The organism is Paenibacillus sp. FSL H7-0690 (genome assembly GCF_037980415.1).
GTDB classification, from domain to species: domain Bacteria; phylum Bacillota; class Bacilli; order Paenibacillales; family Paenibacillaceae; genus Paenibacillus_AQ; species Paenibacillus_AQ odorifer.
Genome location: NZ_CP150281.1, coordinates 2,410,019 through 2,426,144 on the forward strand (window position 1 = coordinate 2,410,019; position 16,126 = coordinate 2,426,144).

At 45.3% G+C, this 16,126-nt stretch carries 16 protein-coding genes; 11 read left to right on the forward strand and 5 right to left on the reverse strand.

Annotated features, from left to right (window positions below; all coding sequences use genetic code 11):
* Positions 1-13: 13 nt before the first annotated feature.
* Both MHI32_RS10435 and MHI32_RS10440 read right to left on the reverse strand, forming a co-directional pair.
* Positions 14-685, reverse strand: coding sequence for a zinc metallopeptidase (locus MHI32_RS10435; protein ID WP_076125126.1), 672 nt, complete (start codon positions 683-685; stop codon positions 14-16).
* 35 nt (positions 686-720) lie between these two features.
* Positions 721-1,152 (reverse strand): MerR family transcriptional regulator, encoded by a 432-nt coding sequence (locus MHI32_RS10440; RefSeq protein WP_036689305.1) that lies wholly within the window; start codon positions 1,150-1,152, stop codon positions 721-723.
* Positions 1,153-1,700: 548 nt separating this feature from the next.
* Here MHI32_RS10440 and MHI32_RS10445 point away from each other — a divergent pair.
* Genes MHI32_RS10445 through MHI32_RS10455 form a run of 3 tightly spaced genes read left to right on the forward strand, consistent with a single transcriptional unit; the run spans position 1,701 to position 4,954 of the window.
* Positions 1,701-3,095, forward strand: a complete 1,395-nt coding sequence (locus MHI32_RS10445) for an ammonium transporter (protein ID WP_036689307.1) — start codon at positions 1,701-1,703, stop codon at positions 3,093-3,095.
* A 39-nt stretch (positions 3,096-3,134) separates the two neighbouring features.
* The gene (locus MHI32_RS10450; RefSeq protein ID WP_340012717.1) at positions 3,135-4,208 is read left to right on the forward strand and encodes a DUF294 nucleotidyltransferase-like domain-containing protein; all 1,074 of its coding nucleotides are present in this window, start codon (positions 3,135-3,137) and stop codon (positions 4,206-4,208) included.
* On the forward strand, positions 4,205-4,954 hold the full coding sequence (locus MHI32_RS10455; RefSeq protein ID WP_038569828.1) for an exonuclease domain-containing protein: 750 nt from the start codon (positions 4,205-4,207) through the stop codon (positions 4,952-4,954). The genes MHI32_RS10450 and MHI32_RS10455 overlap by 4 nt, the downstream gene beginning before the upstream one ends.
* Here the strand turns inward: MHI32_RS10455 and MHI32_RS10460 are convergent.
* Positions 4,936-5,415, reverse strand: a complete 480-nt coding sequence (locus tag MHI32_RS10460) for a M67 family metallopeptidase (protein ID WP_340012299.1) — start codon at positions 5,413-5,415, stop codon at positions 4,936-4,938. The two genes, MHI32_RS10455 and MHI32_RS10460, sit on opposite strands and share 19 nt — an antisense overlap.
* A gap of 160 nt (positions 5,416-5,575) precedes the next feature.
* Here MHI32_RS10460 and MHI32_RS10465 point away from each other — a divergent pair, with 160 nt between their 5' ends.
* The gene (locus MHI32_RS10465; RefSeq protein ID WP_076220683.1) at positions 5,576-6,139 is read left to right on the forward strand and encodes a TlpA disulfide reductase family protein; all 564 of its coding nucleotides are present in this window, start codon (positions 5,576-5,578) and stop codon (positions 6,137-6,139) included.
* A 597-nt stretch (positions 6,140-6,736) separates the two neighbouring features.
* Here MHI32_RS10465 and cimA read toward each other — a convergent pair.
* Positions 6,737-8,356, reverse strand: a complete 1,620-nt coding sequence (gene cimA / locus MHI32_RS10470) for a citramalate synthase (protein ID WP_340012301.1) — start codon at positions 8,354-8,356, stop codon at positions 6,737-6,739.
* A 156-nt stretch (positions 8,357-8,512) separates the two neighbouring features.
* On the opposite strand from cimA, the gene MHI32_RS10475 reads away from it, so the two are divergent.
* The 3 genes from MHI32_RS10475 to MHI32_RS10485 all read left to right on the forward strand — a co-directional run bounded on the left by MHI32_RS10475 (position 8,513) and on the right by MHI32_RS10485 (position 11,777).
* A complete protein-coding gene (locus tag MHI32_RS10475; protein WP_076130151.1) occupies positions 8,513-9,805 on the forward strand; it encodes a DNA polymerase IV in 1,293 nt (430 codons plus the stop codon).
* A 161-nt stretch (positions 9,806-9,966) separates the two neighbouring features.
* Entirely contained in the window at positions 9,967-10,209 is a 243-nt protein-coding gene (locus MHI32_RS10480; protein ID WP_036689316.1) for a ferredoxin, read from the forward strand.
* A gap of 134 nt (positions 10,210-10,343) precedes the next feature.
* Positions 10,344-11,777: a L,D-transpeptidase gene (locus MHI32_RS10485; protein ID WP_340012302.1), complete on the forward strand. Its 1,434-nt coding sequence runs from the start codon at positions 10,344-10,346 to the stop codon at positions 11,775-11,777.
* Here MHI32_RS10485 and MHI32_RS10490 read toward each other — a convergent pair.
* Positions 11,774-11,911, reverse strand: coding sequence for a hypothetical protein (locus MHI32_RS10490; protein WP_167348489.1), 138 nt, complete (start codon positions 11,909-11,911; stop codon positions 11,774-11,776). The two genes, MHI32_RS10485 and MHI32_RS10490, sit on opposite strands and share 4 nt — an antisense overlap.
* 209 nt (positions 11,912-12,120) lie before the next feature.
* On the opposite strand from MHI32_RS10490, the gene MHI32_RS10495 reads away from it, so the two are divergent.
* The 4 genes from MHI32_RS10495 to MHI32_RS10510 all read left to right on the forward strand — a co-directional run bounded on the left by MHI32_RS10495 (position 12,121) and on the right by MHI32_RS10510 (position 16,126).
* Positions 12,121-13,215 (forward strand): quinone-dependent dihydroorotate dehydrogenase, encoded by a 1,095-nt coding sequence (locus tag MHI32_RS10495; RefSeq protein ID WP_076305905.1) that lies wholly within the window; start codon positions 12,121-12,123, stop codon positions 13,213-13,215.
* A 34-nt stretch (positions 13,216-13,249) separates the two neighbouring features.
* Positions 13,250-14,062, forward strand: a complete 813-nt coding sequence (locus tag MHI32_RS10500) for a GTP pyrophosphokinase family protein (protein ID WP_036689325.1) — start codon at positions 13,250-13,252, stop codon at positions 14,060-14,062.
* Positions 14,052-14,504: a DUF309 domain-containing protein gene (locus MHI32_RS10505; protein ID WP_340012303.1), complete on the forward strand. Its 453-nt coding sequence runs from the start codon at positions 14,052-14,054 to the stop codon at positions 14,502-14,504. The genes MHI32_RS10500 and MHI32_RS10505 overlap by 11 nt, the downstream gene beginning before the upstream one ends.
* A gap of 101 nt (positions 14,505-14,605) precedes the next feature.
* Entirely contained in the window at positions 14,606-16,126 is a 1,521-nt protein-coding gene (locus MHI32_RS10510) for an RsmB/NOP family class I SAM-dependent RNA methyltransferase (RefSeq protein ID WP_076280261.1), read from the forward strand.

Genomic DNA, 16,126 nt, shown 5'->3' on the forward strand with positions numbered 1-16,126 from the left:
GAGGTATGTGATATTAGTCGCGGTTGCCTAAAAAGACGGTGATCAAGCGGAGCAATTCAAGCAACGATACTAGAGCGGCTGCAACATAAGTTAAAGCAGCGGCGTTGAGAACCTTTGCTACTCCGCGTTCTTCTTCGTTGCGGATGAAACCTTGTTCTACCATGACCTGACGAGCCCGGTTACTGGCGTTGAATTCTACAGGCAGCGTTACGAGCTGGAATGCAACAGCTGCTGAGAAGAAAATGATACCCAAGCCTATAAGATTAAAGTAACCGAAGATGAAACCTGCCATCAGCATGAAAGGCGCGATGCCTGATGCGAAATTAACTACCGGGAACATCCGGTGACGAAGTGTCAACATAGGATAACTTACTTTATGCTGAATCGCGTGGCCTACTTCGTGACAAGCGACAGAAATTGCAGAGATGGAACTTTCATAATAGACAGGCTCAGATAAGCGTACAACTCTGTGGATGGGGTCATAATGGTCTGAGAGTGTACCTCTTACAGGTTCAATCGGAACATCGTGTAAGCCATTAGCGTCGAGCATACGTCTCGCGGCTTCATATCCAGTCAGGCCGTTCGAATTGGCTACCTTTGACCACTTGCTGAAGGTTCCTTTAACTCTAAACTGTGCCCACAATGAGAAAAGAAAAGCAATAATTACTAATAGGTACATAAACATAGATGCATTCCTCCACTGTATTGTAAATATGGTATTTACATTGGCGGTCCTTGCGTAAGCAATAGCCGGATCGCTTCCATGCAGGCTAATCCCTGAGGGAGCAGATTTGAAAGTACGCGACTGGCCTGTCCTGGCTTCAAACCACTAATAAGAGGTTCAAGGGCTTTAACTTCCCGTTCTAGCCGCTGCATTTGCTGCTCTAACTCAACTAATTTATCAGAGACGTCAGTTTCTGGTGTTGCCTCGTTCCATTTGCCTAGCATAGATTTGATTTCTTCCAATGAATACTTGTCATGCTTTAATTGAGTAATACGTTCTAAAGCAGCCAAGGTTTCATGGCTGTATAGCCGATAATTTTTGGTGCTTCTAGATTCCGGGGAGATTAATCCCAGTTTCGTGTAATAATCAATAGTTCGTTCACTAATGTGAGCAGCCTTAGCTAATTCTCCAATTCGATACAAAATCATATCCCCATTTAATCTCGCCTCACTAATTGAATACGACTGCCGATAAGTGGCGGTCATCTCCTAAATTGATGGTTTCTTATGCTATCTGTAATGATAACAAACTGGAAACCATACAGTCAAACGTCATACTTTCATAAAGTATATGCAGTAAAGAAGGGTTAATTCATGAACGGTGATCTGTAGTTTCTATACAATACACTCAAACTCAAAGGGATATCAAATTTGAAGAATGATTGGGGTTGAAAACTATAAGTTACCCCAATATATAACATTAAATGTTATGTATTTTGTGATTTTGGTAAAAGATGCGTTCAATTATCAGGTAATATAAATGAGGTTGTGCGCGTAGTTATTTTAATGAAAATGCAGCTAGAATCAGGCCTTTAGGACCTCTAGTCCATTAGTACTGTGAAAATTTCGTGTGCTCAAATAAAATAAAATAAAAACATTCCTAAAATAGTCTTGTCAATTTACCTGACTTCTGATTATAATGACATTAAGAGTTTCACGCTTTGTTAGAAAATATAACATTGGGGAGTGGGGTAAAAATGAAAAAGAAATGGTTGATGATGTTACTGGCCATGATTACACTGATGATTTATCCGGTAAGTGCTTTTGCAGCAGACGGTCCGACGAACGTAGACTTACAAGTCGGATTGGACACAGCGTTTACCTTCCTGGCATTCATTTTAGTATTCTTTATGCAAGCAGGGTTTGCAATGCTCGAAGCGGGTTCGGTTCGGATGAAGAATGCAGGGCACGTAGCAGGTAAGACAGTACTTACCCTGGCTATCGCAAGTCTTTGCTTCTGGGCTATCGGCTTTGGACTTGGTTTCGGTAACGGCAATGGCTTCTTCGGTACTACAGGCTTCTTGTACGGAGGAGATTCAACCGCAGCTTCTTTTGAATCACTTGCATTTTCTGATGTTACTTTAAATGTTAAATTCTTATTCCAAATGGCCTTTGCAGCAGTTTCCTTGGCTATCGTATCTGGTGGTATGGCAGAACGTGCGAAGCTAAGTGTGTATATCATTTTCGGAATTTTGTTCTCCGTCGTAATTTATCCAGTTGTAGCTCACTGGGTATGGGGCGGTGGCTGGTTGGCTGAGCTGGGTATGCAAGATTATGCAGGTTCCACGGTTGTCCATCTTACAGGTGCAACGGCAGCAGTGGTAGCAACCATATTGCTTAAGCCTCGGCTTGGTAAGTTTAATAAAGAAGGTAAACCCGTGATCATTCCAGGTCATAACCAAGTATTTACTGTACTCGGTGTTATTATCCTCTGGTTTGGTTGGTTCGGATTCAATCCAGGTAGTGCTTTGTCCCCAATGGGCGGTTTCTTCGGTCACGTAGCCCTAACAACGAACATCGCAGCAGCAGCAGGTGGTTTGGCAGCATTGATTGCTTCTTGGTTGTACTTTGGTAAATCTGATATTCCAGCAATGCTGAATGGTGTTCTGGCTGCATTGGTTGCAATCACAGGAGCGTGTGCTTTCGTTGATCCATGGGCAGCAATCATTATTGGTTTTGTAGCCGGTGCTTTTACATTCATGACTTCCCAATGGCTGGAACGTGCAGGGCTTGATGATCCAATCTATGCTTTCTCGGTGCATGGTATTGCGGGGATGTGGGGTGCAGTTTCAACGGGTCTGTTCGCTGTACCTGAGCTTATCACTAAAGGCGGCTTGGTAGGTGAAGCTGGGTTGTTCTACGGTGGCGGTTTCCATCAACTAGGCGTTCAAGTGCTTGGTGTGGTTGGAACATTTGTTTTCGTAGCCGTTCTTTCTTTCATCATCTTGTATGTAATGAAGGTAACTATCGGACTTCGCGTTACAGAAGAAGAAGAATTAATGGGTCTGGATATCAGTGAGCATGGTACTTACGGATACCCTGAGCAAATGAAATTGATCGCAGATTCGGAATCCAAAACCCTTAAACAATAACATTTCAACTCGGACAGGGAGGCGGACCGTGTGGCATCGATGGAGTTAACAGATGAGTATAATGAAGAAAGCTTTAGGACCATCGTATTGGCCGGTTCGTCAGAGGAGCTTAGGGAGAGGCGTGTTGCCTGTCAAAAAGTACTTCTCGAACAGTTGAATGTTATTCCTATAGAGGAATGGATGTTCCGTGTGAATACTATGCATGATCTTATTGCCCAAACCGCAGTACTCATATGTGAGGCGCAGATGAAAGAGGCGGGCTATGGCCCGCCTCCCTGTGCTTATTCCTTTATTGTGTTTGGCAGCAGTGGGAGGCAGGAGGCAACGCTTTGGAGCGATCAGGATAATGGCCTGATAGTCGAAGGAGAGCCTGATGGGGAAAAAAATCGCTATTTCGAATTTTTCGGAACTTTGTTATCCGATATGCTTGAAGAAGTAGGATATGAGAAATGTGCGGGGAAGGTAATGTGCTCCCAAGTCATGTGGCGTAAGACATTATCTGAATGGATAGAGCAGCTTGATAGCTGGAGAACTCAGTTGGAATGGGAGCCGATCCGGTATCTTATTATCTCTTCGGATATGCGTCATGTGGCAGGAAGCGTGAAGTTATCAGCGAAGTGGCAAGAAGCTTTCTATGAAGGCTTTGCGGAAAATGAGCAGCTGTCTAATGCTGTTCTTCGCAATACAGTACGCCACAAAGCGACTTTGAATTTACTGGGACAGGTGTTAACAGAACGGTTTGGTGATTATGCAGGCGGATTTGATGTTAAGTATGGGGTCTATATTCCGTTAGTGAACATTGTTAGACGGTTGTCATTACTACATGGCATTAGAGCTGGCTCGACATTAGAGCGGATTGAAGCGCTTGATAGGCTTGGGAAATATCAACATTTAGAGGATATTCACAGAGCTTTCTTATTAGCAATGCGGTTGCGAGTGAACACGCCATATAGTGTTCAGGATGGATTGTTAATCAGCAGTGATTATGTAGCTGAGAGTGAATTGAAGAATAAGCAGCTGCTGTCTGAGCTGCGTGAAAGCCTGCTGCTTGTCAGACGCCTTCATCGGGCGCTGCAGCGTCAGCTCCGCTCAGCGGAAAGGTGGCGGTCATGAGGGAGCCGAACAAAAGCGGAGGATTCTGGAGTAATCTAAGACAAGGTGGAATGCCCTCGGCAATTGCTTCGATGAGAGGTGGGGAAACTGCGCAACAGACTGCGCAGCAAATGGCCTTTATTAGATCTTTGATGCGAGAGAAGCGGCGGCCTGAGGTGCTGCATACCCCATTGTCTGAATTAGAGACAGTGATCTTTGATCTAGAGACTACAGGCTTTTCCCATCAGCATGGGGATGAGATTATGTCTTTCGGAGCCGTCAAGGTTGTTGGAGAGCAGATCAAAGAAGAGGAATGCTTTTATACACTGGTGAACTGTCAGACGGCTATTCCGGAGGATATTACAAGGCTGACTGGGATTACGGAAGAAATGACACAATCCGCTCCCTCCTTAATGGATGGCCTTCATAATTTTATGTCCTTTGTAGGTCAGAATGTGCTGGTGGCACATGCAAGCTCACATGATAAGGCTTTTCTTAATGCTGCTTTATGGAAAACCTCTAAAGTTCAGCTAACACACCGTGTGCTGGACACGATGATGTTAGCGCGATGGCTTGAGCCACAGCGAAGTAATTATTCGCTGGATGAGCTGCTATATGTGCATGAAATTCCGATTCATGGCCGTCATCATGCCTTGGAAGACGCAAAGATGACAGCACAGCTGTGGGTGATCTACCTGCGGGAAATTTCGGAGCGCGGCCAAGTGGATACCTTGGGTGATCTTTATGCTTATTTAAGTAGAACGTGAAGCGGGGCTTGAGATAAACCGCGGAACAAATTACCGCCGCGGTCATCAGGCAAACGCTCAATATAAAATCCGTTCAGAATGGGATTGCCGCTATCTTTGGTGTTGGGAGAACCTATAAGATAAAGCGCAAACTCAGGTCCTAGTGCTGTTAGTCCTTTATAATCGGCAACTGAAGGGATAGGTGCTGAATGTGGGTGGGAATGAAATAGTCCGATGATAGTTGGTTCATTGTACAGTACATTAATCCACTCTTCAGGGTGGGGAGTAAAGGTGTGCAGCGGGTCTGGCGCTACGTTGCGCAAGGGTACGTAAGTATCTATGAGCATGCCACCCGCTGCGGCAGCACCCAGCAGGACTCCGCATGCTTCATGCGGATAACAGGACAGCAGGTGCTTCCCCAGTGCTTGCTGTACGGAATATTTCAGTCTAATAGGCTGGACATTTCCCTGGAATGCTGCCATTTGTTCACCCCTCTCTCTTCATTAGGGTTTCGTCGCAGACGAAACCCTCTTTTTTATTATAAAAGTATATATTATTGTGTAAAAAATGGATGGTTTGAAATTTAACCTATTGAGGGTACAATAGTAGAAAACTATTCCAATCGTAAAGGAACAGATGACTATGAAAGCAAGTAATAAATTAAATATAACAGTATTACTCATAGTTGTATGTGTTGCTGTGTTTGCGGTGTGGCATAATCGTGAGCCCAAAGCAGAAGCTGTGCTTGCGCAACAAAATGAGCTGCCGATGAAGAGCGGACCTAAGGCTGGACTGCGTGCACCTTCGTTTTCACTTCAGGGAACAGATGGGACTACCTATGTTGTTGATGGCCCCAGAGATAAAGCGGTAATCCTTAATTTCTGGGCTTCATGGTGTGATCCCTGCCAGCAGGAAGCTCCTGAACTTAATACCATGGCCACTAAGTATAAGGATGTTCTAGATATTTACGGTATTAATGTGAGCAGTCAGGATTATAAACCCAATGCTGAACGTTTTATCAAGAAATACGGTCTTGTGTTTCCGGTTATGTTTGATGTAAAAGATGAGGTGTACAGCAAATATAATGGAGCTGTTTTTCCCACCAATGTGCTCATTGATAAGAATGGAGTGATCTCTGAGATTATTCTAGGTATTCTTAGTCCTGAAGAGTTGGAGGAGAAAATAATCAAGCTTACCGAATCATGAAGCAGGCTATCCCATGTGGAGCCAGATCTGTTTTTTTCTCCAAACAGCAAAAGTCTATAGATCAGCGATTCTTCTTTTTGGAGGATCGCTGATCTGCGTTTTTGGTCAGCCGTGATTTGCTTTAGTTGACCCCAAGCATTAATTTCACTATACAGTGGAGCAGAAATGGCTGGAACCCCGAAGTAAGCCTCGTTAGAACAATTGGGGAATTTCTCCCTATTATTTCGAGATCTCGGGTCATTCAACGAATAATTAGGGAAAATATCCCTCTAATCTAGCTGTTTTGGTGGAAAATAATAAAATCACCCTGATTTTTAGGGAGGAATTCCCTGGTTCTGTTCATTTATAGCGAATATCGGCTATTTTCAGGGAGTTTTTCCCTAATTACTCTACCGCACCCGCACCCCGCACTCGCCCCTGCGCATCCCGCACCGCACACTGCCCATTGCCCATTGCTCACCGCCCACCACCCAAAGTCTATGGGCTAAAGCAATAGTCCGTTATATAGCCTATTTAATAAAAAGAAGCTGCCCTATAAGTAGAATTCTACTTTTGGGAAGCTTCTTTTTTGTCTTACAAAATTCTATAAGTGATCAATTAATGATTGACCAGGCCTCTAGGTTCATTGCTGGTCGTCTTCTCATTCTCCAATGAGAGCTCATTGAGAAGCGCGTAGCGCATACTGTCAACAAGAGCCTCCCAGCTGGCTTCAATTACGTTACTGGAGACACCAACCGTACTCCAGGTGTCTGTGAAGTTCTTGGATTCAATCAATACCCTTACCTTCGCTGCAGTCTGATCCTGTTCATCTATTACACGGACTTTATAGTCGGATAGATGCATTTCCTTTAATTGTGGGAAATAGGTCTGTAATGCTTTACGAAGCGCGTTATCGAGTGCGTTGACTGGACCGTTACCTTCAGCAGCAGTATAAAGATTCTCACTGCCAACTTTCAGTTTCACGAACGCTTCAGATACTACTGGATGTTCTGCGGTTTTCTCAACTAACATCTTGAAGGATTCAAAGGTAAAGGTTTCATTCATCTCGCCGGTAGCTTCCCGAAGGAGTAGCTCCAGTGAGGCATCGGCACCTTCAAATTGATAACCTTGATGTTCCATCGTTTTAATCTTCTCGATCACCCGGCGAGCCTGCTCGCTGCTTGGATCCAGATTTAAACCCATGTCCTGTGCTTTGGAGAGTACATTGCTCTGTCCGGCAAGTTCGGAGACCAGCACACGCTGCTTGTTCCCGACAAGCTCAGGAGCGATATGCTCATAGGTCCGTGAATCACGCATGATGGCGGAGACATGGATTCCACCTTTGTGTGCGAAAGCTGCATTTCCGACATAAGGCTGATTTACCGGCAGATTAACATTGGCAACTTCACTAATGTAGCGGGCAGTGTTGGTAAGCTGTGACAATGAATCGCCTGGAATACAGTGATAACCCATTTTGATCTGTAGTGTAGGAATAATAGAACATAGGTTGGCGTTGCCACACCGTTCACCGTAACCATTAATGGTACCTTGTACTTGCCGTGCTCCAGCTCCGATGGCGCTAAGTGCATTGGCAACCGCTAGCTCACAGTCATTGTGAGTGTGAATTCCGAGATTGGCTCCGGGCAATTGTTGATTTAGAGCGGTAACAATCTCATGAATTTCGTAAGGTAAGGTCCCACCGTTGGTATCGCACATTACAAGCCAATCTGCTCCGGCTTCCCGGGCTTTGGACAGAACAACTGCTGCATATTCAGGATTATTCTTGTATCCGTCGAAGAAATGCTCGGCATCAAAAATCACTTCAAGGCCTTGGCGTTTCAAGTAGGATATGGAGTCGCCGATCATGGCGAGATTCTCCTCAAGCGTAGTCTGTAATGCAGTGTGTACATGGAAATCCCAAGATTTTCCGACGAGTGTAGCAGCAGGAACCCCTGCGTCAATCATACGTTTTAAATTGTCATCGTTTTCGGCCAAGGAATTCTTCCGCCGAGTGCTGCCGAACGCTGTAATTTTGGCGTTCAGATGAAGCTCCTTGACTCTTTTGAAAAATTCAATGTCTTTATTGTTGCTTCCCGGGATGCCACCTTCAATATAGTGCACACCCAGATCATCGAGTTTCTTGGCAATCTTCAGCTTGTCGTCAGCCGACAGACTGATGCCTTCACCTTGGGTGCCGTCGCGTAATGTAGTATCGAAGATGGAGATGGACTTAGACATGAGAGTCCTCCTTATAGGGAAATGAATTTATATATTATAGCATTTTTACGCGGGAATGTAACAAAGAACTTTACAGCCTCTTAAGTTGACCTAACCGCAGCGGAGAGTTATTCTAAATTGGACAATAGAAAACCTGAGGATAAGAAGGTAGATATTGTGCAGAATGTTGATCAGTATTATCCAACGAGTGGCAGGGTTATCCTGCATGTCGATATGAATGCTTTTTACTGCTCTGTGCATGAGGCAGAGGACCCTGACCAATATAGAGGCAAAGCTACTGCGGTTGCGGGTAGTGTTGAATTGCGGAAAGGGATCATAGTGACTTGTTCCTACGTCGCCCGCAGAATGGGGATTTCGACGGGAATGCAGGTTCAGAAGGCGCTTCGTATTTGTCCATCGCTTATCGTTATTAAACCGGACTTCCATTTATACCGCAAATATTCTAATGCTTTTATGCAGATTGCATATAGCTATACTCCGTTACTGGAAGCAGTGTCCATCGATGAATGTTACCTTGATATAACTGGCTCCAGACAATTCGGTACACCCATGGAAATAGCGGAGACGATTCAGCGCCGTATAATGGAAGAATTGGGCTTGCCATGCTCAGTGGGGATCGCTCCCAATAAGCTACTTGCGAAGATGGCTTCCGATTTAAAAAAGCCAAACGGCATTTCGGTGCTGCGGCTGCGGGATGTGCCCAAGATATTATGGGACAAGCCCTGTAACGAAATGTTCGGCATTGGTGGAAAAACAGCAGAAAAGCTCCGCAAACTGGGCATTTACAGTATTGGTCAATTAGCAGCGGCTGATGAAAATATGCTGGTTGAGAATTTCGGAGTTATGGGCTCATGGCTAAAGCGTGCTGGCAACGGTATTGATCATGGGATCGTTAACCCTGAGCGGGAGCAGAGTAAGTCGATTGGACACACCACAACATTGCCGCGGGATGTCATAGGTCTAGCTGAGGTACGACCGATTTTGTTGAATTTAAGTGATCAGGTAGCCCGGCGCTTGCGTAAGCAAGGTCTTGTTGCCTCAGGGGTGCAGCTGACCATTCGGACACCGGATATGAAGACCATAACCCGTTCGCGTCAGCTAGAGGCTCCTTCGGAGAGCGGGGAGGATATCTACAAGTCCGTCTGCGATCTATATGTTCGTCATTGGAATGGGGAGAAGCCTGTGCGGCTGCTGGGTGTGACTCTGCAGGGCTTGATTGCTAAAGAGGATTCCGCCATTCAGCTTGATTTGTTCGATTACGAACGTCAGCCTAAGAAAGAATCTCTTAACAAGACTATGGACATGCTACGTAATAAATTCGGTGAAAATGCAGTGTTGACCGCCGGGATGTTAAGCGATTCTCACTCTGCAAGGCTCCGCAATCATAAAGAACGTGGCACTTCGTTGCAAAAGGATAATCTTCTATCTGTCGAGTCTGATAAAGAGTAACAAGAACATTCTATGACATGTCAAAATAGATGCCGTAGAATGCGTCAGAAATGCAAACGTATTGAAAATCGATTGAAATTGTATTCTTTTTATATTAATATGAGAAAATATAAGACGCTGGTACAACAGCGCTGTATTGTTCAACGGGAGGCAGAGATAAAATGGCTAAGTACACTTGGGTCGAAAAAGACACTTGTATCGCTTGCGGTGCATGTGGCGCAACGGCTCCTGATATTTTTGATTACGATGACGAAGGTTTGGCAGAAGTTATTTATGAAAATGACGGAAACCACGGCATCACAGCGATTCCGGATGATTTGTTTGATGATCTCCAGGATTCTTGTGATGGATGCCCAACCGACTCTATTAAAATTGCGGATGAGCCTTTTAACAAAGAGGGCTAATTAGCCGGGATTTTGTAACTTCTAGCACAACATAAAGACATCTCTCGCGAACTTTTGTTCAGCTAGGGATGTCTTTTTTGCGATGTCTGACCGATATTAATGTAGGAAGGAATTATAAAATTTCGGAGGTTCCGATGAAAAATTCTCAGCACCTCAAAGCATATGTACAGATGCATCCAGACAATAAGATGGCATGGTACTTGCTGGGTAAGGAATACTATAAGAACGGTCAACAGGGGAAAGCTAACTATTGCTTCAATCAGGCTGGAGAAGTATATGAAGCTTTCGAGCATAGTAAGGTGCCTGCGGAAACGCTACGGGAATATGAGGAAGGGCTGCTTCAGGCAAGCCGCCAGCGGGACCGAAGGCAGCAAAGATTCCGCTACATTATGCTTGGGCTGATGCTTCTATTACTGGTTATGGTGCCATCGGCTGTGGCTCCGGGTCTAGATATTGCGGGAGATCAGGATACGGTCCAAGACACGGTTACTTCTGAAGTTAAAGATCCGCTTGATCAAAAAGATGTTGAGAAGGAACCCGTTCTAGAGGCACGAAAAATGATGTATACAGCGCAAGAGAGTGGAGCTTCGGCTTCGTCAGGGAAGCTGATGGCAACTATGCTAATGCGTGAGGAACCGTTTCAAGCTGCTATTTTGGGCATGGAGCGGGAAGGGAAGTGGCTGCTGTGGAAAGAGAAGCTTCCGCTTAATTCCACACTGCAGAAGAATGGGAACGGACGGTTGGTATACCAATCCTATGATCCAGCGGCATGTGCATGCGAACCGCCAGAGCAAGGGGAACTTGCGGTGGATGCAGCTAAGTGGCAGGGGGCTCAAGAGGAGCTAGCTACATTATGGAGTGCAATGAGGTCTTATCAGAATCATAAAGGCAAGCTTCCGGCTTCTCTGGCGGAATTGACCAGACCTTTTCCGGAAAATTGGATTGGCGGGACGACACCAGTTATGAAACGTGAGTTCAAATCTCTTAAGGAAATAGCAACTGCTAAGGCACTGGGTACACCGGAAGTTGCGGGTGAGCCTCCAAGCTCAATTGCTGAGGCGGGAATGGGCATACCGACGGCGTTAAGCGAGAGTGGAAGTAGTGGAAAGGGCGTTCCTTTTTTTGACCAGCCGCTTAGAGTGATTGTGGATAAACAAAAACACCGCTTGGCAGTAGTCAGCGGCTCTGTTATTCTACGAAATTATGAGGTAGGGCTTGGGGGAGACAAGACTCCGGAAGGCAATTTCATCATTACAGATAAAGTGGTCAATCCAAACGGTCATGATAATGGGGAGTTCGGAAGCCGCGGACTACAACTTTCAGATAGTAATTATGCTATTCATGGCACCAATGAGCCAGAAAGTGTCGGCAAGGATGAATCCCTTGGCTGTATTCGGATGAGTCGAGAAGATGTGGAAGAACTATTCGCTATGATTCCAAAAGGAACAAAAGTGGTGATTAGTAAAGGGGTTCTGCCTGACAAGCAGCTGCTGCCGGCGAAACGCTTCAACCCTGCTGCTCCATATGATCAGACCAACCCCCACAAAGTATACCACTGGCTGAATTAGTTCCCGGCAACTATAAACAGAACGATGATGAGAAGAATTAGTAAAGTTAAACTTACGCCGATCCACATTAGCGCTTTACGATTAACTTCTTCTTTCTTTTGCTGCAAAGTTGGTGGTTTACGTTTAGTTGACATCCAGCATACCTTCTTTCTCTCTTAATCGCTGATTACCCCTATATTGTAATGCGTTTACAAGAAAATTACTATACTTTGGGTTAAGCTCTCTGCACACTTACAGGGTAAAATGCTTTTCTTTTGTTCAAGAAAAGGCTAAAATTAAGAAGAAACCTACAGAATCGGGTAGACACGTGGATTAGTGAAGTACCCCTTAAGGAGCGAGAACGGTGTTGTATCGTAATTTTGGTAAACCAATTTTCTTTAAGCTGGACCCTGAGAAGGCTCACCATCTCGTCATAGGTGGATTGGATAAATCATCATCAGTTCCAGGGGGAAGCGCGGCATTGCGTTTAATGTATGGCGTTCCTGAAACGGCAGATTTAGCAGTTGATCTGTTTGGCATACATTTTCCGACTCCAGTTGGACTGGCAGCAGGCTTGGATAAGAATGCCGAGGCCGTTACTGGATTCTCTTCGATCGGATTCGGATTTATGGAAGTGGGGACGGTTACCCCTAAGGGTCAACCGGGAAATGATAGCCCGCGTTTGTTCCGTCTTCCCTCTGATGAAGCTCTGATCAATCGTATGGGCTTCAATAACGAAGGGGCTGACGCTATGGCAGAGCGTCTAAAAAAATTAAAAAATCGCAGAGTTCCAATAGCAGTAAATATTGGACGGAATAAAATAACTAGTAATGAAGCGGCTCATGAAGATTATCGTCAGTGTATCCGTACGCTTTATCCGTACGGTGATTTTTTTGTGGTCAATATCAGCTCACCAAATACACCGGGGCTGCGCAGTCTCCAGCATGGCAGCGAATTAGCGTTCCTGCTGGCACAAGTAAAGGAAGAAATGGAGATTCAGCGTAAAGCCACAGGCATGAATAAGAGCTTGTTGGTTAAGATTGCTCCAGATGTAAGTGACTCTGAGTTGGAGTATATGGTTCAATCACTGACAGAAGCTGGTATGGATGGTATTATTGCTACGAATACTACATTGAACCGGGATGGACTTAGTCATGAAAAGGCTAATGAGACAGGTGGATTAAGCGGTAAGCCACTTCGTGACCGGTCAACGGAAATCATTCGTAGGATTTATCGCCAGACTGAAGGGAAGATGCCGATCATAGGTTCAGGGGGCATATTCACCAGTCAGGATGCGTATGACAAGATAAGAGCAGGCGCAAGTCTGGTCGAAATTTATACAGCACTCATCTACGAAGGACCTGAGGTTAACCGCAGGCTGCATGCCGGATTACGGCAGCTCTTACGGCGGGACGGATTCAGTCATATCTCTGAAGCAGTGGGTGCTGATCATCACTGATTGAAGGAGTCGAAAGGACAGGAGGACGAAGGCGATGGACGGCAGGGACTGGGGAACTTTTTTGCTTCCATATGAACAGACTGTGGAAGAATTGAAAGTTAAATTCAAAACAATGCGTTCGGAGTTGAAGAAAAGAGAGGAATACACGCCGATTGAATTCGTAACTGGTCGTGTAAAGCGGCTGTCAAGCATTTTGGAGAAGGCTAAGCGCCTGAATGTGAAGATGGAGGATCTGGAGACAGGCATTGAAGATATAGCCGGGATCCGGATTATGTGCCAGTTCGTGGAGGATATCCGCAGAGTGGCCGAATATATCCGGGCTCGTAAGGATCTTGAAGTCCTGTATGAGAAGGATTACATCACCAATTATAAAGAGAGCGGGTATCGCAGCTTTCATATGATTATTAAATATCCTGTGCAGACAGCTCTGGGACAAAAAATAGTGCTCGCAGAGATTCAAATTCGTACACTAGCTATGAATTTCTGGGCAACCATAGAGCACTCTCTGAATTATAAATATCGGGAAAGCTTGCCGGATGAAATGCGAGTGCGCCTGAAAACCGCAGCTGAAGCAGCCTCCATCTTGGACAGCGAAATGTCCAGTATTCGTGATGAAATCCTGGAAGCGCAAAAGACCTTCGAGGAAAACTCGAATATGACGACTCAAATTCTCAAATCTATTCATCAATTGTATTTCTATCATTTGGTGAATGAGGCTATAGATACTCAGGCTCGATTTAACGAAATATGGCAGGCTCAGGACATGGAAGCGATGAAGGAGCTTCTGGATCATGTACGGGGACTTCTCTCCGCAGCTAAAAAGGATAGTTTGCCGGATGGTTTATGATCCGTTGTACTTGGCTTATCTAGTGTACTTTAATCGTGACCGGGATTATTTCGAATGTCACGAGGTGCTCGAGGAGCTATGGCTTGCCAAGCAACGCGACCCATTGTACAAAGCACTTCTCCAAGTAGCTGTTGGGTTGTACCATTGCCGCAATAATAATATGCGTGGTGCAACGATTATGCTAAGCGGGGCTGCTGCCAAGCTGGAAGAATATTCAGCAGTGACACTCGGCATTAATTTGGCTAAGCTAGTGGTGGAAGTGAAGGATTATGTTCGCCGCATGGAGTCGTGTGAGCAGCAGCCATTTTCTTATTATGATCTGACTATAGAAATCATTGATCAAGGTCTAGCGGATGAAGTGAACTCTGCGGCTGAGGTGATCACACCGAATAATCCTCAACGACGAGGTCCTCAAAGACCGACCTCTTCTCATCGTAAATAATGATCCTCTATAAATGAGTATTGCCAAAGGAACACCCGTAAGGGTGTTCCTTGAATCTTTAAACACCTAAATTTTAGCAGTACTATCAGGAGGACGGCATCATGGCGGCACAACTGCCCAGTTCTTTCAGCGAGCGTATGATGGACTTGCTGGGAACGGATTATAATCAATTTGCGGATTCGTACAAGGAGACCCCTAACGGAGGCGTTCGTGTTAATACCTTGAAAATTTCAGTGGAAAAATTGCAAGCTCTTTCCACTTTAGAGCTGGAACCCATTCCGTGGTGTCCAACCGGATTCTATACAGAGGATGGGGCCAGACCAGGTAAACATCCACATTATCACGCGGGATTGTATTACATTCAAGAGCCAAGCGCTATGGCACCTGTGGAACTGCTTGATGTACAGCCAGGAGATCGTGTCCTTGATTTATGCGCTGCACCTGGGGGCAAATCCACACAGATTTCTGCCAAGCTCTCAGGAGAAGGCTTGTTGATTACCAATGATCTTCATCCAGAACGCACGAAAGCCTTAGCCAAAAATCTAGAGCTATATGGGGTGCGCAACGGTATCGTACTAAACGAAAGTCCAGATCATATTGCAGCGGCATTCCCGCTTTATTTTGACAAAATCTTGATTGATGCTCCATGCTCAGGTGAAGGGATGTTCCGTAAAGACGAAGACATGGTGAAGCAGTGGGATTCAGGTACACCTGCCAAATATGCTGCCATGCAGCGGGATATTTTACGTTCTGCTGCAATAGCGTTGGCACCGGGAGGCACACTTGTCTATTCAACCTGTACATTTGCTACAGAAGAAAATGAAGAAATTATAGCGGAGTTTATTTCTGAACATCCACAGTTTTCGGTGATTACAGTTGGAGGCACTGGCTCATTTGCTCCTGGTTTTGGAGAACTATCAGGGACAGCAAGACTATGGCCGCATAAAGTAAAAGGTGAAGGACATTTCATGGCTGTGCTGCAGCATGTGGGGCCAAAGGTATCTGCAGAGGAACGTGATCAAGCCGAAGTTAAGTTGAGTGCAGTTACACGGAATACGAATAAAAAAGGCACTGCTCATATTAAATCCGCAAACAAACCAGAAGCCAGACGAGGGAAAGAAGGTAAGTTCTCTAATAAATCTGCTGCTGGCGCTGAACGTGGCCGTCAAGGTTCAGGAGAAGAGCAAGCCTTAGCTGCATATGGAGATTTTATAAAAGACCAGCTTGGCTGGGAGCCAAAAGGGTATCCGATTTTCTTCGGTGATCATCTGTACATCTCCCCACTACCTAAGGAAAGATTAAATGGATTAAAGGCGATTCGTCCAGGATGGTATGTAGGACATGTCCGTAACGGCAGATTTATCCCAGGACATCCAATGGCTACCGCGTTACACCCTGAAGAGAGCTGCCGAAGTGTCTCACTTTCCAGTACGAGTAATGAAGCTATTTCCTATCTTAAAGGAGAGACATTGTTGATTAGTCAAGAACGTCTCTCTATTAAAATAGGAACTACCCAAAAAGGATACGTACTGGTCTGCATAGATGGTTATAGTGCAGGCTGGGGGAAGTGGCAGGACGGTGTGCTCAAGAATGAATATCCCGCAGGCTGGAGGTGGATGTAA

Coding starts and splice junctions, on each gene's coding strand:
- MHI32_RS10435 (WP_076125126.1), bottom strand. CDS start 685: ATGTTTATGTACCTATTAGTAATTATTGCTTTTCTTTTCTCATTGTGG.
- MHI32_RS10505 (WP_340012303.1), top strand. CDS start 14,052: ATGGTTTATGATCCGTTGTACTTGGCTTATCTAGTGTACTTTAATCGT.
- MHI32_RS10490 (WP_167348489.1), bottom strand. CDS start 11,911: ATGTCAACTAAACGTAAACCACCAACTTTGCAGCAAAAGAAAGAAGAA.
- MHI32_RS10445 (WP_036689307.1), top strand. CDS start 1,701: ATGAAAAAGAAATGGTTGATGATGTTACTGGCCATGATTACACTGATG.
- MHI32_RS10465 (WP_076220683.1), top strand. CDS start 5,576: ATGAAAGCAAGTAATAAATTAAATATAACAGTATTACTCATAGTTGTA.
- MHI32_RS10450 (WP_340012717.1), top strand. CDS start 3,135: ATGGAGTTAACAGATGAGTATAATGAAGAAAGCTTTAGGACCATCGTA.
- MHI32_RS10455 (WP_038569828.1), top strand. CDS start 4,205: ATGAGGGAGCCGAACAAAAGCGGAGGATTCTGGAGTAATCTAAGACAA.
- MHI32_RS10500 (WP_036689325.1), top strand. CDS start 13,250: ATGGACGGCAGGGACTGGGGAACTTTTTTGCTTCCATATGAACAGACT.
- MHI32_RS10480 (WP_036689316.1), top strand. CDS start 9,967: ATGGCTAAGTACACTTGGGTCGAAAAAGACACTTGTATCGCTTGCGGT.
- cimA (WP_340012301.1), bottom strand. CDS start 8,356: ATGTCTAAGTCCATCTCCATCTTCGATACTACATTACGCGACGGCACC.
- MHI32_RS10460 (WP_340012299.1), bottom strand. CDS start 5,415: ATGGCAGCATTCCAGGGAAATGTCCAGCCTATTAGACTGAAATATTCC.
- MHI32_RS10440 (WP_036689305.1), bottom strand. CDS start 1,152: ATGATTTTGTATCGAATTGGAGAATTAGCTAAGGCTGCTCACATTAGT.
- MHI32_RS10510 (WP_076280261.1), top strand. CDS start 14,606: ATGGCGGCACAACTGCCCAGTTCTTTCAGCGAGCGTATGATGGACTTG.
- MHI32_RS10485 (WP_340012302.1), top strand. CDS start 10,344: ATGAAAAATTCTCAGCACCTCAAAGCATATGTACAGATGCATCCAGAC.